24 protein-coding genes are annotated in these 25780 nt (G+C 65.5%); 11 read left to right on the forward strand and 13 right to left on the reverse strand.

The genetic code is table 11. The features are described from left to right. Position 1 precedes the first annotated feature (1 nt). The 5 genes from ACVT6V_RS30045 to ACVT6V_RS30065 all read right to left on the reverse strand — a co-directional run bounded on the left by ACVT6V_RS30045 (position 2) and on the right by ACVT6V_RS30065 (position 6284). Positions 2–799: an SDR family NAD(P)-dependent oxidoreductase gene (locus tag ACVT6V_RS30045; protein ID WP_489897695.1), complete on the reverse strand. Its 798-nt coding sequence runs from the start codon at positions 797–799 to the stop codon at positions 2–4. Further along, positions 799–1965 carry an acyl-CoA dehydrogenase family protein gene (locus ACVT6V_RS30050; RefSeq protein ID WP_489897696.1) on the reverse strand — a complete coding sequence of 389 codons (1167 nt, stop codon included), beginning with the start codon at positions 1963–1965 and terminating at the stop codon, positions 799–801. Before ACVT6V_RS30050 ends, ACVT6V_RS30045 begins: the two co-directional genes overlap by 1 nt. Before the next feature lie 67 nt (positions 1966–2032). Then, complete coding sequence (locus ACVT6V_RS30055; protein WP_489897697.1) at positions 2033–3100, reverse strand: acyl-CoA dehydrogenase family protein; 1068 nt, start codon at positions 3098–3100, stop codon at positions 2033–2035. Positions 3101–3109: 9 nt separating this feature from the next. Next, on the reverse strand, positions 3110–5086 hold the full coding sequence (locus tag ACVT6V_RS30060) for an AMP-binding protein (RefSeq protein WP_489897698.1): 1977 nt from the start codon (positions 5084–5086) through the stop codon (positions 3110–3112). 13 nt (positions 5087–5099) lie between these two features. Continuing rightward, the gene (locus ACVT6V_RS30065; protein ID WP_489897699.1) at positions 5100–6284 is read right to left on the reverse strand and encodes an acyl-CoA dehydrogenase family protein; all 1185 of its coding nucleotides are present in this window, start codon (positions 6282–6284) and stop codon (positions 5100–5102) included. Between the two features lie 66 nt (positions 6285–6350). Between ACVT6V_RS30065 and ACVT6V_RS30070 the strand changes: the two genes are divergently transcribed. Genes ACVT6V_RS30070 through ACVT6V_RS30080 form a run of 3 tightly spaced genes read left to right on the forward strand, consistent with a single transcriptional unit; the run spans position 6351 to position 8153 of the window. Beyond that, entirely contained in the window at positions 6351–6815 is a 465-nt protein-coding gene (locus tag ACVT6V_RS30070; RefSeq protein WP_489897700.1) for an FAS1-like dehydratase domain-containing protein, read from the forward strand. Further along, positions 6812–7228 carry a MaoC/PaaZ C-terminal domain-containing protein gene (locus tag ACVT6V_RS30075; RefSeq protein WP_489897701.1) on the forward strand — a complete coding sequence of 139 codons (417 nt, stop codon included), beginning with the start codon at positions 6812–6814 and terminating at the stop codon, positions 7226–7228. The genes ACVT6V_RS30070 and ACVT6V_RS30075 overlap by 4 nt, the downstream gene beginning before the upstream one ends. A gap of 46 nt (positions 7229–7274) precedes the next feature. Next, positions 7275–8153, forward strand: coding sequence for an alpha/beta fold hydrolase (locus ACVT6V_RS30080; RefSeq protein ID WP_489897702.1), 879 nt, complete (start codon positions 7275–7277; stop codon positions 8151–8153). A 9-nt stretch (positions 8154–8162) separates the two neighbouring features. On the opposite strand, the gene ACVT6V_RS30085 is transcribed toward ACVT6V_RS30080, so the two are convergent. From ACVT6V_RS30085 to ACVT6V_RS30095, 3 genes are read right to left on the reverse strand one after another with little or no spacing between them, the layout of a single operon-like run. Next, a complete protein-coding gene (locus ACVT6V_RS30085; RefSeq protein WP_489897703.1) occupies positions 8163–9140 on the reverse strand; it encodes a quinone oxidoreductase family protein in 978 nt (325 codons plus the stop codon). A 4-nt stretch (positions 9141–9144) separates the two neighbouring features. Then, positions 9145–9930 (reverse strand): PaaI family thioesterase, encoded by a 786-nt coding sequence (locus tag ACVT6V_RS30090; RefSeq protein WP_489897704.1) that lies wholly within the window; start codon positions 9928–9930, stop codon positions 9145–9147. 5 nt (positions 9931–9935) lie between these two features. Beyond that, positions 9936–11630: an AMP-binding protein gene (locus tag ACVT6V_RS30095; RefSeq protein WP_489897705.1), complete on the reverse strand. Its 1695-nt coding sequence runs from the start codon at positions 11628–11630 to the stop codon at positions 9936–9938. Between the two features lie 288 nt (positions 11631–11918). Here ACVT6V_RS30095 and ACVT6V_RS30100 point away from each other — a divergent pair, with 288 nt between their 5' ends. The 3 genes from ACVT6V_RS30100 to ACVT6V_RS30110 all read left to right on the forward strand — a co-directional run bounded on the left by ACVT6V_RS30100 (position 11919) and on the right by ACVT6V_RS30110 (position 15062). Further along, complete coding sequence (locus tag ACVT6V_RS30100; protein WP_489897706.1) at positions 11919–13373, forward strand: aldehyde dehydrogenase; 1455 nt, start codon at positions 11919–11921, stop codon at positions 13371–13373. Positions 13374–13449: 76 nt separating this feature from the next. After that, positions 13450–14325, forward strand: a complete 876-nt coding sequence (locus ACVT6V_RS30105; protein ID WP_489897707.1) for a helix-turn-helix transcriptional regulator — start codon at positions 13450–13452, stop codon at positions 14323–14325. Next, positions 14322–15062, forward strand: coding sequence for a helix-turn-helix transcriptional regulator (locus ACVT6V_RS30110; RefSeq protein WP_489897708.1), 741 nt, complete (start codon positions 14322–14324; stop codon positions 15060–15062). The genes ACVT6V_RS30105 and ACVT6V_RS30110 overlap by 4 nt, the downstream gene beginning before the upstream one ends. A 7-nt stretch (positions 15063–15069) precedes the next feature. Here the strand turns inward: ACVT6V_RS30110 and ACVT6V_RS30115 are convergent, their stop codons facing one another. Continuing rightward, a complete protein-coding gene (locus ACVT6V_RS30115) occupies positions 15070–15387 on the reverse strand; it encodes a 2Fe-2S iron-sulfur cluster-binding protein (RefSeq protein WP_489897709.1) in 318 nt (105 codons plus the stop codon). Positions 15388–15646: 259 nt separating this feature from the next. On the opposite strand from ACVT6V_RS30115, the gene ACVT6V_RS30120 reads away from it, so the two are divergent. From ACVT6V_RS30120 to ACVT6V_RS30130, 3 genes are all read left to right on the forward strand, one after another. Beyond that, positions 15647–16978, forward strand: coding sequence for a cytochrome P450 (locus ACVT6V_RS30120; protein ID WP_489897710.1), 1332 nt, complete (start codon positions 15647–15649; stop codon positions 16976–16978). Next, complete coding sequence (locus tag ACVT6V_RS30125) at positions 16975–18213, forward strand: NAD(P)/FAD-dependent oxidoreductase (protein ID WP_489897711.1); 1239 nt, start codon at positions 16975–16977, stop codon at positions 18211–18213. Before ACVT6V_RS30120 ends, ACVT6V_RS30125 begins: the two co-directional genes overlap by 4 nt. A gap of 627 nt (positions 18214–18840) precedes the next feature. After that, on the forward strand, positions 18841–19950 hold the full coding sequence (locus tag ACVT6V_RS30130) for an NAD(P)-dependent alcohol dehydrogenase (protein ID WP_489897712.1): 1110 nt from the start codon (positions 18841–18843) through the stop codon (positions 19948–19950). A gap of 81 nt (positions 19951–20031) precedes the next feature. Here ACVT6V_RS30130 and ACVT6V_RS30135 read toward each other — a convergent pair whose 3' ends face one another. Both ACVT6V_RS30135 and ACVT6V_RS30140 read right to left on the reverse strand, forming a co-directional pair. Continuing rightward, positions 20032–20913, reverse strand: coding sequence for an HpcH/HpaI aldolase/citrate lyase family protein (locus ACVT6V_RS30135; RefSeq protein WP_489897713.1), 882 nt, complete (start codon positions 20911–20913; stop codon positions 20032–20034). Beyond that, positions 20910–21362: a MaoC family dehydratase gene (locus ACVT6V_RS30140; protein ID WP_489897714.1), complete on the reverse strand. Its 453-nt coding sequence runs from the start codon at positions 21360–21362 to the stop codon at positions 20910–20912. The genes ACVT6V_RS30135 and ACVT6V_RS30140 overlap by 4 nt, the downstream gene beginning before the upstream one ends. A 279-nt stretch (positions 21363–21641) precedes the next feature. Between ACVT6V_RS30140 and ACVT6V_RS30145 the strand changes: the two genes are divergently transcribed. Then, entirely contained in the window at positions 21642–23123 is a 1482-nt protein-coding gene (locus ACVT6V_RS30145; RefSeq protein ID WP_489897715.1) for a phospholipase D-like domain-containing protein, read from the forward strand. A gap of 228 nt (positions 23124–23351) precedes the next feature. Here ACVT6V_RS30145 and ACVT6V_RS30150 read toward each other — a convergent pair whose 3' ends face one another. Continuing rightward, positions 23352–23987, reverse strand: coding sequence for an isochorismatase family protein (locus ACVT6V_RS30150; RefSeq protein ID WP_489897716.1), 636 nt, complete (start codon positions 23985–23987; stop codon positions 23352–23354). Positions 23988–24136: 149 nt separating this feature from the next. Here ACVT6V_RS30150 and ACVT6V_RS30155 point away from each other — a divergent pair, with 149 nt between their 5' ends. Next, positions 24137–25090: a GlxA family transcriptional regulator gene (locus ACVT6V_RS30155; protein WP_489897717.1), complete on the forward strand. Its 954-nt coding sequence runs from the start codon at positions 24137–24139 to the stop codon at positions 25088–25090. A 70-nt stretch (positions 25091–25160) separates the two neighbouring features. Here the strand turns inward: ACVT6V_RS30155 and ACVT6V_RS30160 are convergent, their stop codons facing one another. After that, on the reverse strand, positions 25161–25742 hold the full coding sequence (locus ACVT6V_RS30160) for a TetR/AcrR family transcriptional regulator (protein ID WP_489897718.1): 582 nt from the start codon (positions 25740–25742) through the stop codon (positions 25161–25163). Between the last annotated feature and the right edge of the window lie 38 nt (positions 25743–25780).

Genomic DNA, 25780 nt, shown 5'->3' on the forward strand with positions numbered 1-25780 from the left:
GTCAGATCACCGTCCCGCCGTCGACGGGAAGGATCTGTCCGGTGATGTAGGCCGCCGCGTCGGAGGCCAGGAACACGAAGCTGGGCGCAATCTCGTCGGGATACGCCCAGCGCCCCAAGGGGATGCGTGCCAGGGTCTTGGCTGCCAGCTTCTCGTTGCTGCGGATGTTCTCGGTCATGGCAGTCGCCGCCAGCGGGGCGACCGCGTTCACGGTGACCGACTGCCGGGCCAACTCGCGGGCCAGCGATTTGGTCAGGCCCACGATGGCTGCCTTCGCTGCGCCGTAATTGGCCTGGCCGATCGTGCCGGTCAGGCCGGCCGCCGACGTCACGTTGATGATCCGGCCCGTCCCGTCGGACGGCAGGACGTCCAGTGCCGCGTGACTGCAGTGGTAGCTGCCCATGAGATGGGTGTCGAGCACCTTGCGGAACTTCGCCTCGTCCATCTTGGGGAACATCGCGGGTGCTATCACCCCGGCGTTGTTGACCAGGATGTTCAGGGTTCCGTTTCCCAACGCGGCCGCGGCTGCCACCGCGTCCCGCGCGTTGTCCGCGTCGCAGACGTCGAGTGCGAACGGCTCGGCGGTTCCGCCTGCGGCGGTGATCCGTTGGCTGACCTGGGCTGCGGCGTCCTTGTTGATGTCGGTGACGAGCACCGCTGCGCCCGCAGCCGCGAACGCCTCGGCGACCGCCGCGCCGACGCCACCGCCGGCACCGGTGACCAGGGCGGTGCGTCCGGTCAGCCCGAAGACACTGATCCCATGGGGCTTTGCGGATTCGGTGGTCGGCTGGTCACTCATCAATAGCTCCTTGGTAGGCCGAGGACATGGGAGCCGAGGTAGTTCAGGATCATCTCCTGGCTGATCGGCGCGATCCGGGTCAGGCGCGCTTCCCGGAAGTAGCGGGCGACGTTGTACTCCTCGGAGTAGCCCATGCCGCCATGGGTCTGCAAGGCTCGATCGGCAGCGTCGAAACCTGCGTCGGCGCACAGGTACTTGGCCGTGTTGGCCTCGCGCCCACAGGGCTTGCCGTTGTCGTAGAGCCACGTTGCCTTGCGGAGCATCAACTCGGCCGCGTCGAGGCGCGCGAGCGAGTCGGCGAGCGGGAACTGGATTCCCTGGTTCTTACCGATCTGCCGACCGAACACCTCGCGCTCGTTGCCGTAACGGACACCCGCGCGCATCGCCGCCCGGCCGATGCCCAATGCCTCGGCGGCCACCAGGCAGCGTTCCGGATTCAAACCGTCGAGGATGTAGGCGAACCCCTTGCCCTCCTCGCCGACGCGGTCCTCGACGGGGATTTCCAGGTTGTCGATGAAGAGTTCGTTGGAGGTGACCGCGTTGCGACCCATCTTCTTGATCGGCCGAATGTCGACGTGGTCGCGGTCCAGGTCGGTCAGGAACAGCGTCAGGCCGTCGGTCTTCCGCGGCGACTCGTCGAACTTCTGGGTACGGGTCAGCAGCAGGATCTTCTCCGACTCCACCGCCTTGGAGATCCAGACCTTGCGACCGTTGACGATGTACTTGTCGCCCGCACGCTTGGCGAAGGTGGTGATCTTGGTCGTGTCCAGGCCCGCGCCGGGTTCGGTCACGCCGAAGCAGACGTGCAGGTCACCGTTGACGATGCGTGGCAGGGTGCGCTGCTTGAGTTCCTCGCTGCCGTGCACGATCACGGGGTGCATCCCGAAGATGGAGAGGTGCATCGAACTCGCGCCGTTCATGCCTGCACCGGAGGCCGCGACCTGCTCGAGCAGGATCGACGCCTCGGTGATGCCGTATCCGTGGCCGCCGTACTCCTCGGGGGTGGTGATCCCCAGCCAGCCGCCCTCGGCGAACGCGTTGTAGAACTCCGTCGGGAATTCGTGCTTCTCGTCCTTTTCCTGCCAGTACTGGTCGTCGAACTTGGCGGCCAGTTCGGCGACCGCATCACGAATCGTGATCTGGTCCTCTGTGAGTTCGAAATCCACGTCGGTTCTCCCTATCCTCAGTCCTGATAACCATACCAATGGACTGACCAAATAACCAAGAGCTGTTTCAGCTGATCTCTGCGGCCTCGTCGAGCAGGGTTGCGGCCACCCGCTCGTTCCAGGTGCCCGGCGTCCCGTACAGGGTGCGGTCGAGCTTGGCGCGCTTGTAGAACAGGTGCAGATCGTGTTCCCACGTGTAGCCGATGGCCCCATGGACCGTGAGCGCCGATTCGGCGAGATCGGCCACCGCTGCGGTGACCTGCGCCTTGGCAACCGCCGCAATCGTGTCGGCGTCGTCGAGGCGGGCATCCACGGCAGCCGCGGCGTACAGCGCGATCGAGTACGACGACTCGACGGCGACCAACATCTGTGCCGCCGCATGCTTGACCGCCTGGAAGCCACCGATGAACTGCCCGAACTGTTTGCGCTGCTTGCTGTACTCGACGGCGAGATCGAGCATACGTTCGGCGCTGCCCAACGCGTCGGCGGCGATGAGGACCCCCGCCAGCGTCGACGTCCTCGACAGCGCCGTGTGATCGCTCGCGACGATGTCGGCGATCGGAGCGTCGGCGAACTCGACGATGGCCGCTGCGCGTGACCGGTCGAGGAGATTCTCGGCTGAGATCGATGCGTCCGCAGCAGCCACCCGGGCCCAGCTCGGTCCGTCGGGTCCGTCGACCGGGACGATCAGGACGTCGGCGTCGGCGGCGCCGACGATGTGCCGGACGGTACCGGTGATCGTCGAGCCCGTGACCGTCAGTGGCGCCCATGTGGGCATGCGATCGGCCCGCACCACAGCCGCGAACCTGCGCTCACCACTGAGTTGTGCGGATAGTTCGTCGTCGCTGAGCAAGGGCGCCACCAGAGCGGCGGCGAGCCATCGTGAGTCGGTGACCGCGGCTCGTCCGAACTCGCGCGCCGCAAGTGCGAGCTCGAGGACCCCACCGCCCTGGCCTCCCACGTCTTCGGAGTATCCGACCCCCCACCAGCCTTCACCGATCAATGCGTCGGCGAACGATGTGGAGTCAGACGCCGCCTGCAGCTCACGGACCGTGTCGGTGGGGAATTTCGCGGCGATCCATTCCCGCAGTGATGACGCGAACAGTTCCTGTTCGTCAGACAGTTCCCAGTGCATGCGCTTTCCTCAGCTCACAACCGTGCCCGGCACGGCTTCTCGATCGGCGCCGTGCACGACATCTCGAATGGCATCGACGGCCTCGGGATTTTCCGCGCTCGACAGGTCGCCCGGATCGGTGCCCATCGCCGCGGCGCGGACGGCGCGGCGAAGGATCTTGGCGGAACGGGTTTTCGGCAAAGCCTCGACGGGCCACACCTTCGCCGGCGCGAACGGCTTCCCGACGCCCGTGGCCACCAGGTGTCGCAACTCGTCGGAGACCCCGTCGGTGGCGACACCGGCGCGCGGAACCCAGAAGGCCCACACGGTCTCGCCCTTCTTCGGGTCCGGGACGCCCACCGCGGCCGCCTCGGCGACGGCGGGATGGGTCGTGAGCACCGATTCGACCTCGGCGGGCGCGAGTCGTTTGCCCGCCACGTTCATCACGTCGTCGGACCTCCCGAGGATGTACCACCGGTCGTCGTCGTCGATCAGGGCGTAGTCGCCGTGACACCAGATCCCCGGAAAAGTAGTCCAATACGATTTGAGGTACCGCTCACGGTCACGCCACACCCCGCGGGTCATGGCCGGCCACGGCTGCCGACAGACGAGCTCACCGATACTGCCGCGCAACGGTTTTCCGTCGTCGTCGACGACATCGACGTCCATACCGAGCGACGGGCCGCCCAGCGAGCAACTCGGGATCGGCTCCACCGGATACGGTGCGAGAAACGAGCCCCCCACCTCGGTACCGCCGGAGAAGTTGATCACGGGGACCCGTCCGTCGAACACCTCGGCGGCGAGCCAGTCATAGGAGTCGGGATCCCAGGGTTCACCCGTGGAACCCAGCACTCGCACCGAGGACAGGTCGCGCTGCGCGATCTCCTCCTGCGGGGTCGATCGGATGGCGCGAATCAGGGTCGGCGAGACGCCCAGCATGGTCACGCCGTGACGTTGCGCCAGGTCCCACAGCCGACAGGTGTCGGGCGCGTCGGGTGAACCTTCGTACAGCAGGAGCGTGGCACCGTTGGCATGGGTGCCGAAGGCCGCCAACGGTCCCATGACCCAGCCCATGTCGGTGATCCAGCAGAACGTCTCGCCCGCCGAGATGTCGAAGGAGTACGCCACCTCCGTTGCGACCTTGACCGTGAAGCCGCTGTGAGTGTGCACCGCGCCCTTGGGTTTTCCCGTGGTTCCGGAGGTGTACCCCAACATGAGCGTCTGCATCGCGGGGAACGGCCGGAAGTCGTGCGGTTCGCGCGCCGGGTCGACGAGGACATCCCAGGAGACCGTGGATACGTCGGCGTCGCCGAAGTCGAATCCTCCGCCGACGTTGTCGATGGTGATGACCGATGAGACCGACGGAGTGTTCGGCAGCGCCTTGGCCAACTCATCGGACATGCCGACAGTGCGACCCCGTCGGATGGTGCCGTCCGCGACGACGACCGCCTTGACCTGGGCGTCGTTGAGTCGGGACGCGATCGCCGGCGCCGCGAATCCGGAGAAGAGCGGCACCAGAATGGCCCCGATGCCTGCCGCGGCATACAGCGCGACGACGGCTTCCGGGATCATCGGCAGGTAGATCGCCACCGCATCGCCCTCGCCGACACCGAGGTCGATCAGTCCCGCGGCGACCCGTCCGACCTGGTCGGCGAGCTCGCGATAGCTCATCGTGCGGACGGCCTGATCCTCGGCTTCGTGGACGATGGCAGCTCGGTCGGCACCGTCGGCGAGCCAGCGGGTGATGCAGGCGTCGACGGCGTTGAAGGTGCCTCCCACGAACCAGTCCGGGAACTCGACACCTCGGGAGGTGTCCAGAACCTTCTCGTACGGTGTGGCGAACGGGATGCCCAAGTCGGTGATCGCGGCATCCCAGTACCACGACACGTCGGCGGTCGACCGCCGACGAAGATCGTCGATGGAATCGATGCCATGGCTGCGGGCGAGCCGCAGGACGTTGGCGCTCTCGATGTAATCGCTGCTCGGTTTCCACGTGTAGGTGCTCATCACGCCGCCTTTCTCAGCTGCGGGGCATTCCGAGCACACGCTCGGCCGCGATGTTGCGTTGGATGAAGGTCGAACCACCTGCAATGGCGGTGCCGCGGGCCTGGTAGGCGAGCCGTAGCCACCGCTGCTGATCGGCGTCGGCACTCTCGTCGTCGGCCAGACCGAACTGACCGCCGAAGTCGCTGAGCTCGAGTCCGAAGTCGGCGATGTCCTCGACCAGCGGGCAGAAGTAGAGCTTGCCGATGGAGGTGACCGGACCGGGCGGCTGCCCGGAGGCCGCTCCGGTGATCACGCGTTGGCCGATCAGATAGTGCGTCAGTGCCCGCCCGTAGAGGTCGGCGATCCGCTGCCGGATCTCGGGGCGTGCGGTCAACGGGTTCCCGTCGTCATCGGTGGTGCGGTTGACCTGCTCGATCAGGTCCCCGACGGCACGCGTGGTGTTGACACGCCCGGTGGCGATACCGACCCGCTCGAAGGCGAGGGTGCCCATCGCCACCTTCCATCCGCCATCGACCTCGCCCACCACCGCCGAATCGGGCACGAACACGTCGTCGAGGAAGACCTCGTTGAACTCGGCCTCGCCGAGCATGTGCTCGAGTGGCCGTACCGTGATCCCGTCGGAGGCCATCGGCAGCAGGAAATAGGTGATGCCCTTGTGTCGATCGCCGCCCCCCGTGCGCGCCAAGAGGATCGCGTTGTCGGCGATCTGCGCCCGTGAGGTCCAGATCTTCTGGCCCTGGATTTTCCATCCGCCGTCGACCTTGGTCGCCTTGGTACGCAGTGATGCGAGATCAGAGCCGGACTCGGGCTCGGAGAACAACTGGCACCAGATCTCCTCGCCCGTGAGGATCGGCTGCAGATAGCGCTGCTTCTGCTCATCGTCGCCGAACGCGACGATCGTCGGACCCGCGAAATCCTCACCGATGATGTTCAGCCGCTCGGGAGCCCCCGCACGATCCATCTCCTCGTTGAAGATCGCCTTGACCTTCGCATCGGCCCCGGCGCCGCCGAACTCGGTCGGCCACGACAGGCCCGCGAACCCGGCGTCGAACAACTTCTGTTGCCACACAGACCAGAAGCCGCGCTTGTCCTCGAGTCGCGAGGGCTCCGGCCACGGCAGTGCCGGCAGCGTGTCGACCAACCACTCCCGGACACGAGCCCGGAACAAGGCCTCCTCGGGCGAATCGCTCAGATCCATCTGAACCTCCACTTCGTTACGGACCAACGGTACAATAGGTCAGACCAAAAAATCTAGGAGGGCGTGATGACGAGGGCTCCGGTACAGGAGATGGCGAAGGACCCGGTACTCGACGTGGTTTCCTTTGACATCGAAGCGGGCAAGGTACGTGAGTTCGCACGGGCGACGCACAGCGCCGACCCGGTGCACACAGACGCCGACGCAGCATTGTCGGCGGGCTTCACCAGCATCCCGGCCACGCCGACGCATGTGGTCGTCGCGGGGCACCACCGCAACCAGCAGGAGTTCGTCAGGCAACTCGGCTTGGCGATCGAGCGTGTGGTGGTCGGCTCGGTGGAGTGGGAGTATCACCGACCGCTGGTTGCCGGGGATCACCTCACCGGCACACGGCGTGTCGTCGACGACACCACCCGCGAGGGCAAGCGCGGCGGAACCATGCGTCTGGTGACCCTGGAAACCTCCTGGGTCGACGCCGCCGGCGCACGAGCTGTTACCCAACGCGAAGTGCTCATCGAAAGGGGTGCATCATGACCCGCTCTCTCACCACATTCACGGTCGGTCACGAGCTCGAGCCACGAGCGATCGGTCCCATCACCCAGACCGATATCGTCAGATTCGCCGGTGCCGGAGGTGATTTCAACCCCCTCCACCACGATGCCGACTACGCACGGCGTGCGGGATTGCCGGGCGTCATATCCATGGGCCAGATGCAGGCCGGGATGCTGGCCGCGTGGGTCGCCGACGCGGTCCACGTCGAGCATCTGCTGTCCCTCTCGGTGCGCTTCGCGTCGCCGTTGGCCATCGGTGAGACCATCGAGCTCACCGGAACAGTCGTGTCGGTCAACGCTGCCGATGGAAGCGCGGAGCTCGACCTCATGGCATCATCTGCCGATCGCGTCGTCATCTCCGCCAAAGCTCGAGTCAGGGCCGCGGTCTCGGAGTAGTCTGCGGACGTCTGGCAAGGAAGCACCCCGACTCAAGGATGTTGCAATGTCCCGCAAGACTTTCGACTTCACCGACAGCACCGGCGACACGCTGGTCGGATACGTGTGGGAGCCTCGAGAGGCTCCCAGCGCCGCCGTCCAACTGGTGCACGGCATGGGTGAGCATCTCCTCCGCTACCACCACGTAGCCGAGACTCTCACCAACGCCGGCTTCATTGTGTACGGCTATGACCAGCGCGGACACGGCGCGACGATCGGGCAGGGCGAACCCGGGCACGTCGGTGCCGACGGATGGCCCGCGCTGGTGGCCGACATCGGTGAGTTCGCGCGTGTCATCAGGGATCGTGAGCCCGGTCTGCCGCTCGCACTGATCGCCCACAGTATGGGTTCGTTCGCATCGCAGCAGGCCTTGTTGAACGACAGCGCGCTCTTTGACGCGGTCATCCTGACCGGCACCGCGGCCCTCGATCTCCTCGAGCCTGCACTGGACCTCGACTCGCCGCTCGATCTGGCGATGTTCAACGCCCCGTTCCAGCCACCGCGCACCGACTACGACTGGCTCAGTCGCGATGATGCGATTGTCGACGAGTACATCGCGGACCCGTTGTGCGGCTTCGGTCTCGATCAGGACGGAACGCGGGCGATGTTCGTGGGAGCGCGAGCGCTGGCGGCATCCGATGCGCTCGGCGGAGTGCGCAGGAATCTGCCGATCTACCTCGCCGTGGGCGACAAGGATCCGGTGAATGCCGGTCTGGCGCTGTTCGATCCGCTGGTCCAGCGGTTCGGTGGGGCCGGATTCACCGACGTCACGGCCAAGGTGTATCCCGACGCGCGCCACGAGGTGCTCAACGAGACCAACCGTGACGAGGTGATCGGCGATCTGCTCGGGTGGCTGCAAGCACGGCTGGTCGACCGGTCGGCCTGACGGCCCGTCCTATCGGACCAGTACGATCTTCCCGAATTCTGCGCCCGCTTGGAGACGTCGATGCGCGGCAGCTGCGTCGTCGAGCGGAAGAGTGGACGCGATGGTCGGCGGCGTGACGCCACCACCGGCGATCAGCTCCAGCAGCCCACTGAAGTCCCCGGGACCACCCATGGTGGTCCCCAGCAGGCTGTATTGACCGAAGAAGAATGACCGGACGTCAAGATTGACGTGCTCGGCCACATTGGCCCCGAGAACGACGAGCCTGCCTCCCGGCCGAAGTGCACGCACCGAGTGGCTCCAGAGTCCCACCGGATCGAGGATCACATCGAATCCGGCACCGTCGGGCGAGAGTCCCATAGCCAGCCGCGGCCAGTCCTCGTCGGTGTGCAGGACCCCGCCGGCAGCACCGGCGGCGCGCGCACGGTCGAGTTTCTCGGGCGTCGATCCCGTGACGGTCGTGATTGCCCCGAGTGCATTCGCCAGCGAGAGTGCCATCGTCGCGACTCCTCCACCGGCACCGATGATCAGCAACGATTCACCCTGGCGCAGGCCGGCCCGGGTCACGAGTGCGCGATACGACGTCACCCCGACGAGCGGCAGGGCAGCCGCCTGCTCCCACGAGTAGGCGTCGGGGCGCGGAGCCAGGCATTCCTCGGGCACACTGACATACTCCGCATAGGTTCCCGGGGTGTGATCCCCTAGGATCTCGAACTCCGCCGACGGCGCATCGCGTCGGTCGCCCCAGAAGAGTGACGGCAGAATCACCACGTCTTCTCCGGTGTCCGTGCGAGTGCCCGCACCGTCGGCGCCGGGTGTGTGCGGCAGCGGCGAACGGTACTGCCCGCGGCGCACGAGCACGTCGTGCCAATTCAGTGCGCTCGCCTGGACCCGGATGGTGACCCAGCCCGGTCGCGCGACCGGCTCCTCGACGTCCCGTGGAACCAGGACCTCGGGTCCACCGAACTCCGCCATGACTATCGCCTTCACGCCCTCACCTTTGCACGATCACGGTCGCGACTGCACAGGGCTTGCCCGACTCGTTGACGGCCTCGACTCGGCACACCGCCAGTGATCGCCCTCGGTGGAGGACCTCGGATCGGAATACCGTTGTGCCGCTCGCATCTCCGGGTCGTATATAGGCGATGTCGATGCTGGTGGTGCGGAGGACACCCCCAGCGTCGATCGCGGACATGGCCGCGAACTCCGCTCCGCAGATAAGGACGCCGCCATGTACGTTGCCCATGCCGTTGGCCGCCAGAGACGACGGAGGTAGCTCGACGACACCGGCGGTCGAGCCCCTGAACCCGAGAGCATCCCGCACCGTCACGTCGTCCGACGGCAGGTCGAAGTTCAGCCCGGAACTTGTCGGACGCGGGTCGACGGCCACCAAATGCGAGCGCTGGGTGACCAGGGCGAGTGGACGGCCGACGTGATCTACTACAGCACCTCGGGTCGTGCCGCCCCGGTCATCGAGGGCAACCAGTTCGCCGGTGACGGCCATCGATGACCCGTCGACCGGAGGGTCGGCGAGGAAGTCGACGCGGATGGAAAGGCTGACCGGCCATTTGCCCTCTTCGGTCCCGGATGCGACCACGTACCCGGTTGCGTCGTCGAGGGCCACACCCAGCGACCCGCGGCTCAAACCTGCCACCGGGTCACGCAACCACGGTCCCGACCCGATCGACAGTTCGGCCCGATCCGCACTCAGCTCGACCGGTCTGACCCGAAGCAGCGCCTCGGCTCCCGAGACGACGAACTCGGCCGTCTGTGTCGGCATCCGGCTCAACGCGCGCCGGCAGCCGTGGGCTGATCAATCTCTGCAGCAACCCTTTTGCGCAACACGTGCTTCTGGATCTTACCGGTCGCGGTCATCGGCAACTCGTCAATCGCGATCACGCGCTCGGGAGTCTTCTGGATCGCGACGCCGCGATCGGTGAGATATGAACGCAGTTCGTCGACGTTGGGCGCAGCATGCCCATCCTTGGCGACCACATAGCAGCACACCTTCTCGCCGAGTTTCTCGTCGGGCATCCCGACGACCGCCAAGGCCACCAGATCCGGATGGTCGGCCAACTTGTCCTCGACCTCGCGAACGCTGATGTTCATTCCGCCGCGGATGACGATGTCCTTGGTTCGACCGGTCACCCGGACGAAGCCGTCCGCGTCCATGACACCGAGATCTCCTGACCGCGAGAACCCCTCCGGCGTATAGAGTTCCGCCGTCTCCTCCGGGCGGTTCAAATACTCGACCATGTGGGACGGGCCACGGTAGGCGATGTCCCCCTCGGTCCCGCGCGGCACCTCGAGCCCATCGGGCCCCACCACCTGCACCTCGGCCCCCGGTAACGCCGCGCCGTCGGAGGTGATCGCGCGCTTCGGATCGTCCTCAACGGTGCAGGTGGTGGTCGACAGGTTCTCGCTACGCCCGTACAGCGAAAGTATCGCGGCGGCAGGAAGCTTCGACTTGGCGTTCTCGACAACGGATGCGGGGATCGGCGAGCCCGCGCAAGTCCACACCCGTAACGACGACAGATCTGCCTCGGGATGCTCGTCCGCCGCGGCCATGAGCGTCTGAAGAAAGGTGGTCGCCGTGACCGCCGCGGTACAACCGTATGTCTGGATCTCTTCGAGACCCTTCGCCGGATTCCATTCCGCCATCACGTGGGTGGCCGCGCCGGCCAACAGCGGGATCAGGACGCTGGTCACCAGCCCGGTGGTATGGGTGATCGGCGACGGGCCGAACTGTACGTCGGCCTCGGAATGCCCGAAAGCGACGGCCAGGGCCCGAGCTCCCGATGCGTACGTGTTGAAGGTGTGGACGCAGCCCTTCGGTCGAGACGTCGTGCCCGAGGTGTAGACGATGACGAACGGATCATCGGGATGGGCTCGGAAGTTCAGTTCCGCGTCCACGTCAGCGGAGTCGACGTCCTCGACAAGCAGATCCTCGAAGACGTCGATGCCACGCTCGGCCAGTGACGTACGCGCGGACTCTGCCGCGCGTACGGAGACGATCGACTCCAGGCTTGCAGATTCGCCCCGGATCTCGTCGAACATGGAGGCGTAGTCGAACCCCTTGAATTCGGCCGGCGCGATGGCCATCCGGATCGATGCGTCCGCCACCACATGCGACACCTCGTCCTTGCGGTAGATGGGCATGATCGGCACCATCACCACCCCGATGCGCGCCAGTGCGGCGGCGACCACCACGAATGCCGCCCAGTTGGGAAGTTGAACCGCGACCCGGTCACCGGCCTGTAAGCCACGCCGATGCAAGCCGAGCGCGAGTCGCTGCGAGGTGTCGTAGAGGTCCGCGAACGTCAGCGAGTAGGTGCCGTCGGTCACGAAGATCTTGCCAGGGTAGGCCGCGGCCCGTGAGCGCAGGAGCTCGGTGAAGTTCTCGTCGGCCCACTGTCCGGCCGCGTAATACTCATCGATCCGCTCCTGCGTGTACCTGCCGAGATTCCGCTCGCCGGTCATGGTGTCCTCCGTCACATCGATCACGTGTATGTCCAAAGGTTAGAATGGTCGGACCGAATAATGCAACCGCTTCGCGCATTCAATTGGACACGCGGCGTGGCACGGGCACCCGAAGGTCAGTGGAAATCACCCCGACGGGGTAACCGCCGAATCGGAGGAGTGATATTTATCGGTACGACCAAACTAACCATTGAAATTTCGTGAGTCCTGGGCAAACCTATGAGTGACGCCGTTCACACCCATCGGCCACCGAACAGACGGCGCGTCGCAGACCAGACGAGGAGCGAGATGACAACCATCGACTATCGCGAGTTCTACATCGATGGGGCCTGGCAGAGCCCGGCGACCACCAGCACGATCAGCGTGACGTCGCCGACCACCGAGCAAGGAATCGGCAGCGTGCCCGCGGCATCCACCGCGGATATCGACAACGCCATCACCGCCGCCCGTCGCGCCTTCGACGATCCCGACGGATGGTCCACCTGGCACCCCAAACAGCGCGCCGAAGCATTGGATCGCTTCGCCACCGAACTCGAGTCCCGCGCGGCCGAGACCGCGCGACGTGTGTCAATCCAGAACGGCATGCCGATCTGGCTGGCCGAACAGTTCGAGGGCGGTTTCCCGGCCGTCCTGTTGCGCTACTTCAGCCAGATGATGGTCGATTCGCCGGCCGTCGACGAGCGGGCCGGGATGCTGGGCGGCACCGCACGGGTCACCCGTCAACCGGTCGGCGTTGTCGGCGCGGTGGTGCCGTGGAACGTGCCGCAGGCCATCTCCTTCCTGAAGCTCGCCCCGGCGCTCGCCGCCGGATGCACAGTGGTGCTCAAGCCGGCCGAGGAGACGGTCCTCGATGCCTTCCTCATGGCCGAGGCCGCAGTTGCGTCAGGGCTTCCGGCCGGCGTCCTCAACGTGGTCCCCGGCGGGCGTGAGATCGGCGCCTACCTGGTGGAACACCCCGGTGTCGACAAGGTGTCGTTCACCGGGTCGACGGCCGCCGGACGAACGATCGCCGAGGCCTGCGGTCGGCTCCTACGTCCGGTCACCCTGGAGCTCGGGGGCAAGTCCGCAGCCATCCTGCTCGACGACGTGGACCTCGACGCCTCCCTCGAGTCGCTCTTCGGTGTGACGTTCCTGAACAACGGTCAGATCTGCTGGCTCAACACCCGCGTGCTCGCCCCCCAGTCACGCTACGGCGAGGTGGTCGACACCCTCACCGATCTGGCCAAGTCGCTGGCGATCGGCGACCCCCTGAACCCGGAGACCAAGATCGGCCCCCTGGTGTCGGCCCGACAGCGCGATCGTGTCGAAGGCTACATCGCCAAGGGCAAGAGCGAGGGCGCGCGACTGACCACCGGCGGTGGGCGACCGACTGGTCTCGACACCGGATTCTTCGTCGAACCGACGGTGTTCGCCGACCTGGACAACACCGCCACGATCGCGCGTGAGGAAATCTTCGGCCCTGTCCTCAGTGTCATCCCGTTTGCCGACGAGGCCGAGGCACTCGCGATCGCCAACGACAGCGAGTACGGTCTGGGCGGTTCGGTCTGGTCTTCGGACGTCGAACGCGCCGCCGATCTGGCCGCGCGGGTGAAGTCCGGCACCGTCGGAGTGAACCACTACTCGAACGACCCTGTCGCCCCGTTCGGCGGGATCAAGAGCAGCGGAATGGGTCGCGAACTCGGACCCGAGGGCCTGCACACCTTCCAGCACCTGCACACGGTGTACCTGCCGCCGGTCGGCTGAGGCCGTCGTTGACTACTGTCGATCCGCTAGACTGTGGTGCGCGTCACAGCATGAGGTCAATGGAGTGAGTCAACCGATGATGGCAATCGATACCGATGGCGATGCGTCCCCCGCGGGGGGACTTCGCCGATTTCTGTCACGGTTGCGCGATGCAGATCAAGCCACCATCGCGTCGGTGACCTGTGAAGAAGCCTGTACCGGCTTGGGATTCTCGAAGGCGATGTTCTCGTGGGTCGATGGCTCGTCGTGGGCGCCGCAGTATGTCCATGTGTCGCCCGAGCTCGAGGACGGCTATCGCGAGTTGCGTAACGCGGTGAACGGCACCCCGGTGCCGTTGCTCCGCGCGCCGCGTGAGGCGGACCTCGTGCGGTTTCGTCGGCCCTATGTCCTGAATCGACGGGCGTATCACCGTGAGGCGTACCGTCCGCTGATCGATCTGTCAGATCCTGCCGCATACGCGGCGGCGCCGATTCTCGTGGACCGGCGGACGGTTGCGATTCTTCATGTGGATCGAAACCGTGACAGCATCACCGATGAGGACGTTCGCGCGCTTCTCATGGCGGCCCGGATCTCCGGCCTGATCATGGCCACCACACTGCATCGCCGACAGATGGACCTGCAACAACACGCACTGCGTGACCTGGTCGGCGCGGTGATGACGGTCGACGACGGTCCGCGACCGACGTTTCACCGAGGAACCGAGGAGGACAACACCTCCTCTCGCAGCGAGGACATCCCCGTCCGCGAACTGCTCAGTGAGCGGGAGGAAGAGGTCCTGCGCTTGCTGGCCGACGGCGCGACCAACCGTGAGATCGCAGCGAATCTGTTCATCTCGGATGGCACGGTGAAAGCCCACGTCCGACGTATCTTTGCAAAGCTCGGGGTGCAGTCACGGGCCCAGGCCGCCGCCCTCTTTCGAGAGCGTCGGCCCGGCCCCCTGCAGCAGGCGTGAGCGCAGACCCCGTTCTGCCGGAGCGCGTCGAACGCGCCCTGGCAGCGGTCATGGACGCGACGGACCGCAACGATCTGGCCGGTTCTTTTTGCCGGGCAATGAGTGTCATCACCGGGTCGGGCACCGTCCTCCTCGCCGAGGTGGACGATACGGCGATCCGCGAGGTCGCACGTCACGAGTCCGGCGGACAACCATCGCAGCTAAGCCTCCAGCAGGTGGCCGTCGCAATGTCTTCGGGGCCCACCGACATGGTCACGTGGCATCGTGTGACGGGCATCGACGGGTCCGTGCGGCACGGGTGTGTGACCGTCGTCGATCTCCCCACCGCCGGTTCTCGGAACCTGGTGGTGATCGACGGTTCGGTCGAACAAGCCGACCACGAGACCGTGCTGCTCCTCATCGACATCGCGGCAGCGACCGCGGAGCGGATGGAGAGTGAGGAGCGGTTGCATGAGCAGGAGTCCCGTCTCCGGTCGCTCGGCGACCAGATCAAACAACTCGGAAGCAGCGAGAGCCGGGCGGACGGCCCGGACCGTGCCGCGGAGTTCGCCTCCACCGCAGCCCTTCTCACCGATCGTGAACGTGACATCCTGGAGGACCTGCTTCGCGGCGCGTCCAACGCGACCATTGCGGAAGCGCACACGCTGTCGGTCGAGACGGTGAAGACCCACGTCAAGCACATCTTGCGGAAAATGGGGGCGAGCAACCGTGCCGAACTCATCGCCAGGTCCGGCTGATCGACCGCTACGCGGACGAGTCGACGACCTCGACATGTACTTCGTCCTGATCGGCGACGATCAGCTGGCACGACAACCGCGAGTTCGGGCGCACCGCTTCGAGGAACTCGACCAGCTCGATCTCCTCATCGGTGGGTGGGTCGAAGCCATCCGACATCGAATCATCCAGATAGACATGGCATGTCGCGCAGGAACAGCTTCCGCCGCATTCGGCGACGATTCCGGGAAGGTTGTTGCGAACCGATCCGTCCATCACGCTCTGGCCGGCCGGGACATCAATGGTCTCTTCGGTGCCGTCCGGCAGATGGTAGATGACGCGTGCCATGGCTGTCTCCTCGATTGTGAAGGCTGTGCGAGGTGTGTGGCCTCACGCTCATCGTCGGCCTTTCACCGGCTCGGGCGCATCACCACTTCGGTGTAATCGTCTGCCCGTCAGAGGGATACGCACGTGCCGCAGTGAGGTCTCGCTGAGAGATACCTCTTTGGACAGCCGGGTTACCCCGTCAGGGTGATGAGCGGAACGTGACCCAGCGCACACACTGGATCACGTTCCCGCCCAGTGTGACGCACGAGATAGGACGCTCATGACCTCCACCGCGCAATCCCCCGCCGACCTGATCATTCCCGATGACGTGGCGCAACAGATCGTGCTCCCGGAAGGACATCGCGATGACGCACGCCTCTTCGAGGCCTACCGCTGGCTGCGCGAGAACAATCCTCTCGGCGTTGCACAGGTCGACGGCTACGACCCGATCTTTCTGGTGAGCAAGCACGCCGACATCATGGAGATCGAACGGCAACCGCAGATCTTCACCAGCGCGGGGGGTGACGACAAGGGCAAGTTCAACCCGATCCTGGCCAACCAGGCCGGTGACGCGTTCACCAAGTCGATCAACAACGGCAGCCTGCGAATCCTGGAGACGTTGACCTACCTCGACCCGCCGGAACACACGGCCATCAAGGACATCGCCGCCGACTGGTTCCGTCCCAACAACCTCAAGCAGTGGGAGGACACGATCCGGACCCTCGCACGTGAGTCGGTCGACCGACTGCTCACCACCGACGGGAAGATCGACTTCGTCAAGGACTTCGCCCTGCAGTACCCACTGCACGTGATCATGAGTCTGTTCGGCGTGCCGGAATCCGACGAACCGCGGATGATGGCGCTGACGCAGGAGTTCTTCGGTACTGCCGACCCCGATGCCGCCCGCGCCGACGTGGAACCGCTGACACCCGATGCCGCCGCCAAGCAGTGGGTCGCGACGATCCAGGACTTCTACGCCTATTTCGACAAGTTGCTGATGGATCGGCGTGCGAATCCCACCGGCGATCTCGCGTCTATCATCTCTGTGGCAAAGGACGCCGACGGCGAGTACTTCGCGAAAGAGGTCGCCTACGGCTACTTCATCGCGATCGCCACCGCGGGCCACGACACCACGTCGTCGACGATGGCCGGCGGAATCCACGCGATAGCGCAGAACCCCGGACTTCTCGAACGCCTGCAGGGCGATCTCTCGTTGGTGCCCAACCTCGTCAACGAGTCCCTGCGATGGGCGTCGCCGGTCAAGCATTTCATGCGTACCGCGCTCGAACCTTACGAGCTGCGGGGCCGCTCGATCCAGCCGGGTGATCGCTTCATGCTCCTGTATCAGTCCGGCAATCGCGACGCCGAGGTGTTCGACGAGCCCGATGTGTTCAACATCGACCGACGTCCCAACCGGCACATCGCCTTCGGATACGGACCGCACATGTGCATCGGACAGCACCTCGCCAAGATCGAGCTGCGCATCATGTTCGAGGCTTTGCTTCCCCATCTGAGGAACGTGCAGCTCGCCGGGAACACGAAGTTCATTCAGACCAACTTCGTGGGCGGGCTGAAGAACATGCCGGTCGAGTTGGAGTTCAGCAGTCGATGAGCATCACGGACCCGATTGTCGTCGTCGGCGCCGGGCACGGCGGAGCAGGGCTCGCCGCTCTGTTGCGCCAGTCCGGCTATGATGGGCCGGTCGTACTGGTCGGTGCCGAAGCGCACCATCCGTACCATCGCCCGCCGCTGTCGAAGAAGTTCGGTGGCGACGAGGCGCACCAGCTACTGCGGCCCGCAGAGTTCTACGCAGAGAACGCTATCGACTTCCGGCGCTCGGTCAGCGCGGTGAGCATTGATCGACCGTCGATGCGCATCGAGCTATCGGACGGGTCGACGCTGGGCTACCGCGCACTCGTGCTCGCCACCGGATCAACACCCCGACTTCTTCCGATTCCGGGTGTCGAGGCCGCAGGGGTACTGACGTTGCGGACGCTCGACGATGCACGTGCTCTCGGCAGCGCTCTGAACAGTCGGGGACCGTTAGCCATCGTCGGTGGAGGTTACGTGGGCATGGAGGTCGCCTCGGTCGCGCGGTCGGTGGACATCCCGGTCACGATCGTCGAGCGCGAGAACCGTGTGTTGGCTCGCGTTGCCAGCCCCGAATTGTCGGAACGACTCAGCCGCTACCACCGCAATCACGGCACCGACATCCGGGTCTCCGCGCAGATCTCGGCGATTCGTGCCGACGGCGGCTCGGCGTCTGGTGTCGAACTGGCCGACGGCACGCTCATTGAGGCCACCACGGTTCTCGTCGGGGTCGGTGCCGTCCCGAATGACGAGCTCGCGAACCGGGCCGGATTGGCCTGTGACAACGGGGTCATCGTCGATGCCCAGTGCCGCACCAGTGATCCTACGGTGTTCGCGATCGGCGATGTCGCCCGTCGCCCCGTGCAGGGCGCAGCGGATCTGGTTCGGCTGGAATCCATCCCGAACGCCACCGAGCAGGCGCGCCAGGTCACCGCCGCCCTCCTCGGGAGTGAGCACCCCGACCCCGAGGTCCCGTGGTTCTGGTCGGATCAGTTCGATCTGAAGCTCAAGATCGCCGGCCTGATGGCACCGGGCTGCCGGGTTGTCGCCCGCCCCGGCAAGAAGCCGGACTCGTTCGGGTTGTTCCACGTCAACGCCGAGAACACCGTGGTTGCAGTGGAAACCGCGAACTCACCCGGTGACTTCATGGCCGGTAGGAAGTTCATCTCGGCGCGGACTGCAGTCGATCCCGACCGGCTAGCGGACCCCACCGTGTCGTTACGCGACATCGTTGCCACGCCGGCCGCGATCACCTGAACCGTGATCCGGCTAGTCGGCAGGAGCCACAAACGCCGCCACGCGACCGCAGAGGAGCGAACTTGCGAAGAAAACCCGACCCCCGAAGAAAGCGAGCCCGCACACAAAACCCGACTCCTCAGGAGCGAACTCGCGAACAACCCGGTCCCTCAGGAGCGAACTCGCGAACAACCCGACCCCCGAGAAGCGAGCCCGCACACAAAACCCGACCCCTCAGGAGCGAACTCGCGAACAACCCGACCCCTGAGGAGCGAGCTTGCGAGCGTCACGAAGGGCGGCCCTTCGTGACGCATCCTCGCAAGCTCGGAGGCTCCTCAGGGAGCGTGAATGCAGACACTCAAACCCAAAAGCTCCTCAGACTCAGAGAGCGTGAATGCAAACACTCACACTCAAAAGCTCCTCAGACTCAGAGAGCGTGATTCGAACACTCAAACTCGGAAGCTCTTCAGAGAGCGTGGATTCAGACACTCGAACTCGGAGGCCATTCAGGGATCAGGAATTCAGACACACCGCCCTCACGGAGCAGGGGATTCAGACACTCGGTCCGATCTGCTCAGGGAGCAGGAGATACACACACCCGGTCCGGGAGCTCGATCGGGATCAAGACACCAACAACAGGAGCAAGCCATGAAAACACAAGCCGCGTTGCTGACCGCGCCCGGAAGCGACTTCACGATTGCCGACATAGACATCGACGAACCGCGCGCCGGCGAGGTGCTCGTACAGATCGTCGCGGTCGGTATCTGCCACACCGACCTCGCGGCCCGCGACGGTGTCCTCCCGTTGGCATTCCCCGGCGTGGCCGGTCACGAGGGTGCAGGCACCGTGCTGGCCATCGGCGACGGAGTGACCAAAGTGGCCGTCGGCGACAAGGTGGGCGTCACCTTCAACAGTTGCGGTGAGTGCACCACCTGCACCACCGGACGCCAGTCCTACTGCGAGAACTTCAACGAGATGAACTACAGCGGGGTCCGTAAAGACGGCAGCACACCGCTGAGCGTGGACGGCAAGCCGGTGGGCGGGATGTTCTTCGGCCAGTCGTCCTTCGCCCGGATCTCGTCGGCCAACGAACGCAACGTCGTCAAGATCGACGACGACATCCCGTTCGAGTTTCTTGCACCTCTCGGATGCGGCGTGCAGACGGGCGTCGGAGCGGTCATGCGTTCGCTGGCGACCGAGAAAGGATCGACGATCGCCATCGCCGGTGGCGGATCGGTGGGCCTCTCAGCCGCCATCGGCGCGGTGATACAGGATTGCGCCACCATCATTGTCGTCGAGCCGAACCAGAAGCGCCGCGACCTCGCCATCGAACTCGGCGCGACGCATGCCATCGACCCCGCCGTCGGCGATCTCACCGAGCAGGTGCGGGCGATCGCACCGAAGGGTGTCGACTATGTGGTCGACACCACCGGCATCCCCGCCGTGGTCGAAGCATTGATCGGCGCGACAGCGGTTCGCGGCACCGTAGGACTGATCGGTGTGCCGTCGGATCCGACCGGCGCCATCACCCTCAACATCATCGCCGCCCTCACCCTCGGGCTGACCGTCACCGGGATCATCGAGGGTGACAGTGTGCCTGATGAATTCATCCCAGAGCTGGTCGAGCTGTACAAGGACGGTCGACTACCCCTCGACAAGCTCGTCAGCACTTTCCGCTTCGATGACATCAACACGGCCGTGGCAGCCCAGCACGATGGCTCGATCGTCAAGCCGGTCCTCGTGTTCGATGCCGATTAGAACTGTCCGATCTGAATGAGGTACCCGGCCCCATTGCCCCGCCGTGGGGCCGGGTACATTCCATCAGGCAGTCGCGCTCTCCTACGTTGCAGTTGCCAGAGCCAGCACACGCCGCGCTTGCTTCAAGTGCGGCAGGTCGAGCATCTTCCCGTCGATTGCGACGGTTCCGACGTCGTCGGTAAAGGCCTCGACAACTCGTTCGGCGAACGCGACCTCGTCTTGGGTCGGCGTGAACGCGGCGTTGATCGTGTCGACCTGGGCGGGGTGGATTGCAATCCGTCCACTGAAGCCCTCGGCGCGCGCCCGGCGGGAGGTCTCCGCCAGCCCGCGATCGTCACGGATGTCCACGTACAGCGTCTCCACCGCCTCCACATCGGCGGCACGCGCACCCATCAACGTCATCGATCGGACGAGCTGATAGGTGCTTGCCCACTCCCCCGACGCTCCGAGGTTGGTTGTCGCCCCCAAGGCGGCACTGAGATCCTCCGCGCCCCAGGTCAGTCCGTACAGACGCTCCAGCCCCGCATCCGCGAACTCCCCGAGATGGAAAGGAGCGCGCGGCGTTTCGGTCGCGACCGGCAGCACGCGGATGGCACCTGAGGAGACTCCGTGCGCGGCTTCCAGCGCCTCGAGATAGTGATGTACTCGCCGCACGTCGTCGGGACCATTGATCTTGGGGATCATGATGCCCGCCGGCACCGCCGGAACAATGGCAGCCAGGTCGGCGAGCGCGTACTCGGTGTCAATGGGGTTGATGCGCACCCACAGTTGCGGACCGTGCATCTCCCCCAGTTGCGCGACGATGAACTCCGAGACCAGCTCCCGCGCGAGCGGCTTGCGGTTGCTGCTGACCGCGTCCTCGAGATCGAGGATGACCGCGTCGGCGGTGGACCCGACCACCTTGCCCAGCTTCTTCTCGCTGTCACCGGGTACGAACAGGAAGGAGCGGAGTGGCCTGCTCATTGCGGATTCTTCCGCTGCAGGCCGGAACGCTTGCACGACGCGACGAGTTCGTCGTTCTGGTTGTACGCCTGATGCAAGAAGGTGACGATGCCCTGATCGGGTCTCGACTTCGACTCGCGCAGCTCGATCACCTCGGTCACGACATGGATCGTGTCGCCGTGAAACAACGGCTTGGGGAACCTCACCTCGTCCCAACCCAGGTTGGCCACCGCGGTACCCAATGTGGTGTCCCCCACCGAGATGCCGACCATGAGCCCCAGCGTGAACGCACTGTTGACGATGCGCTGACCGAACTGGGTGCCCTTCATGTACTCCTCGTCGAGATGAAGGAGCGCCGGGTTGTGGGTCATCGCCGTGAACAGAACGTTGTCTGTCTCGGTCACGGTACGCCGTATCGGGTGCTCGAACGTCTGTCCGACCGTCAGTTCGTCGAACCACACTCCGGCCATTGAGAATCCTCCATCAGATCAGCTTTCGCAAATGGTACGACCATAAGCGTGAGGTGGTCAACCCACGCCCGACGGCCAGACCAACAGTGTCAGCGGTGACATCTTGGTCGTCTGACCGTGGCGGACGCGATGCGATCGCGAGTGAGGTCCGACCGCTCCGTCAGATCGGGCCGGCCTGTCCCGCTGAGCTCCGGACGGGGTCCTCAATCCGGACCCCGGACCGAGCCCGAACTCTCCGGGGGCGACGTCGGATCGTCGTCCGGATAGGCTGGCCCGATCATGACCGACATCGACGATCCGCTGCTCGAGCGCGGCCGCAACTGCTACGACATCGGCCGCGCCGACCGGCTCGCCTGCATCATCGACGCAGGCGACTACTTTCGCCTCGCCAAGGCGGCGATGCTGGGCGCGCAACGCCGCATCATCCTGATCGGCTGGGATTTCGACACCCGTATTCAGCTGGAACCCGAGGGCGAGAAGCTCGACGGCCCGAACGAGCTCGGCGCGTTCCTCAACTGGCTCGCCAAGCACCGGCCCGGACTCGAGGTCTATCTGCTCAAGTGGAGCGTCGGCGCGTTCTCCGCGATCACGCGTGGGATGGCGCCGGTGTTCATCACCAACCTGATGACCGAGCGCAACGTCCATCTCGAGATCGACACGCATCACCCGCTGCATGCCGCCCACCATCAGAAGATCGCGGTCATCGACGACCGCATCGCCTTCTGCGGCGGAATCGACATGACGGTCGACCGCTGGGACACCTCCGAGCATCGTGACAACGACGAACGCCGCACCACGCCCACGGGCAAACGGTACGGGCCATGGCATGACGCGACGACCGCGGTCGACGGCGACGCCGCACGCGTCGTCGGCGCGGTGGCACGCGACCGATGGCTGGCCGCCACCGGCCAGGAACTGGCCGAGGTGACCGACGTCGACGACGACCCCTGGCCCGCCGACCTCGAACCGACCATGCGGTCTGTCGATGTGGCCGTGGCACGCACCCTGCCCGAGCTGCCCGACCGACACGAGGTCCGCGAGATCGAGCAGTTGTACCTGACCGCGATCCGCGCGGCGCGGCGCAGTCTGTACATCGAGAGCCAGTACCTGGCCGCCCGCACCCTGGCCGACGCCATGGCCGAGCGGCTACGCGAACCCGACGGCCCTGAGATCATCGTCGTCCTGCCCCGCCACGCCGAGGGCTGGCTCGAACAGAAGGCGATGGACGGCGCCCGCCGCCGCCTCCTGCACCAACTGTGGCAGGCCGACTCCCACAACCGCTTTCGTGCCTACCATCCGGTGACGACGTCGGGCGAGGACATCTACGTGCATGCGAAGGTCCTGGTGGTCGATGACCGACTCCTGCGGGTCGGCTCATCTAACCTCAACAATCGCTCGCTCGGCCTCGACAGCGAATGCGACCTCGCGGTCGAGGTCACCGCCGACGACCCACAAGCAGACGAACACCGCCGCGACATCCTCGCCGTCCGTGATCGGCTCCTGGCCGAGCACCTTGCCGTGCCCGTCGAGCAACTGCGCTCCGAGATCGGCGAGCACGGCACGCTCGTGGCAACCGTGGACGCCCTGCGCGGTCAGGGAAAGACTTTGGTGCCCTTCGACTTTTCGACGGTCGAGGATGAAGACAGTCAACTCGCCGAGAACGACCTGGTCGACCCCGAGAGCGCCAAGGGCAACCCGATTCTCACCCGCTCGATCCGGTTCCTGGCCGGGCGGCCGCTGTCCAAGCTCGGGAGGCGGTGAGGTCGTGCGGGCTCTCCGGCGCTTCCAGCAATCAGACGCCCGCCACCGATGACGGTCGTCAGCTCACGCGAGTGCTTGCATTCGCACCAATCCTTCGACCGCCCACAAAGGCTCGGAAAAGTCCGGGTGCACAGGGAGATGCGTGGCACGCGGCAGGACGTGTTCCGACTCGACCAAAACCGTTCCCACCCCGCCGAGTGACGGCGCTCTGCCTCCACCGCTCGAGCGTCAGACCGACGAAACCTCTCGCCCCTGCAACGCCGAGACGACGAGATTGCTTTTCTCGGCGGCCACGCCCGACGTCACCGAGTCGATCCATTTGTCGGTTGTCGTGACGGCCGCGAAGTTGGACTGGAACAGCACCATCAGAGTCGCATGCAGGTCCTGCGCCGACACCGAGCCGGCCTCGTTCGCCAGATGGATGGCACCGGTCGCATCCGACAGGATCTCCGCGGCGAACCCGAGACCTTCGGCCTCCACAGCGGTGGCCAGGTCACAGTTGTTGGCCATGTGGCCCACGATCGTAATCGTGTCGATCTCGTTGTCGCGCAGCCAGTCGGCGACGTCGGTGCCGGCGAAAACGCTGCCGTGGAGCTTGTGAACGCGTTTGGTGGTCGGGCCGACGCGCTTCTCGATCTCCGGATGCAGGTTCCAGCCGACGGTGCCCTCGACGAAGACGGGCGCACCGGCAGGCATGCGATGCTGCACGATGACCAGCGGCACGTCGTGGGCGGTCGCGGCGTCGATGGCCGCGGTGATGTTGGCCAGCGACTCCTCACGAGGCGGGTACTGGATCTGTAGGGGGCCGTCGAAGTACTCCTGCTGGACGTCGACGACGACGAGTGCGCGGCGCGGTGCGGTCATTGAGTGACTCCTTGGTTGTCGCACGGAATGTGTGTTCGTCCTCGATTCTTCGTGTCGACACCTTGCCGCACGAGTGGCACGAATGCATACTTTCGATGAGTTCGGGCCATCGGTTCGGTTTCAGCAGTCCAGTCAACGCAGGAGGGCGTATGCGGATCGCGATCTACGCGTTCGACGGGATCACCATGTTCCATCTGGCCGCACCGTTGATGGTCTTCGGTGAGGTCGGGCGCCTCGGCCTCGCCGCGGATTGGACGACCGAAGTGTGGTCGGACCGTGCCGGTTCGGTGCGGACTGCCGAGGGCTACCCCATCGACGGCGTCAGCGGACCCGACGCCACCCGGCGCGCCGACATCGTCATCATGCCGTCCTGGCCGATGTCGTTGCCGGAGTTGGACACGCAACTGCGGCACACCATCACCGATGCCCATGAGCGTGGCGCCACACTCGTCGGACTCTGCCTGGGCGCCTTCCCCATCGCCGATGCCGGGCTGCTCGACGGACGCGACGCCGTCACGCATTGGGAGGCCATGGATAGCCTGGCGCAGCGGCGAGCGGGCCCGAAGGTCGACTCGACGGTGCTCTACATCGACCACGGCGACGTCCTCACCTCGGCCGGCACCGCATCGGCGATCGACGCCTGTGTGCACCTCGTTCGCACCCACCTCGGTTCTGCCGCCGCCACCCGGGTGGCACGATCGCTGGTGGTCGCGCCTCATCGCGAGGGCGGACAGGCCCAGTACATCGAGCGGCCGTTGCTCCGACCGGCACACGACGGCGCCATCGGCGACGTTCTCGACTGGGCACTGGGCCGACTCGACCAGCCCCTCACCGTCGACGCCCTCGCCGGCCGCGCACGGATGAGCCGACGCAGCTTTGTCCGACACTTCCGCGACACCACCGGCACCACGCCCGCGCGCTGGATACTCGAACGGCGACTCGACGAGGCCCGCGCCCTGCTCGAGACCACGGACTGGACGATCGATACCGTCGCCACCGCATGCGGCTTCGGCAGCAGCGTCACCCTTCGGCAGAAGTTCGCTGCGGCATATGGGGTTTCACCGAGGGCCTACCGAAAGCAGTTCGCCGCCCACGAGCCGTGACCGTCTCCGATGGCGACGCCTTCGTCGGGCGTGCACCGCCGCCTGGAGACGCGATGGTGCACCGGGAGATTCAGTCGCCGTGCGTGACAACCGCCGCCACCAGGCCGTGGATCGCTGCCGCCAGGCGATCGGTGTGACCGGTTCGAATGTGGTGCAGGACGACATCGGGATCGAGCGTGCTCAGCAGGACTCTGGCGAGAATCGTGGCGTCGACACCCGGCCTGGCCTCCGTGAGCAGCTCGGCGATGTGACGATGCCAGAAGGCGTTGATCTCGTCGGCCTGCGAACCGGATGTCGCATTGTCGTAGGCGATCATGAGTTCGACGTTGTCCACGATCAGCGTGAACATGGCGTCGAAGAAAGCGAGGAGCCGGTCGGCGGCGGGCGCGCCCGGACCCAACGGGGGCGGACCGCCGAGCACGGCATCGCGCAGAGTCTGGGCGCGTTCAACCACGAGCGCGCTCATCAGCCCTGCCCGACTACCGAAGCGGTGAAAGATCGTGCCCTTGCCCACTCCTGCGGCCGCCGCGATCTGGTCGACGGAGATGCTCTCGGCACCGTGCGCGGCGAGTAGCCGGTCGGTCGCGTCGAGGATGGCACGTCGATTGCGTGCAGCATCACTGCGCTCTCGTCTCACACCCTGCTCGCTCACGTCCACGTCCTTCTCATTGACAAGTTGACCGGTGGTCC

The organism is Gordonia sp. LMA167 (assembly GCF_058130025.1).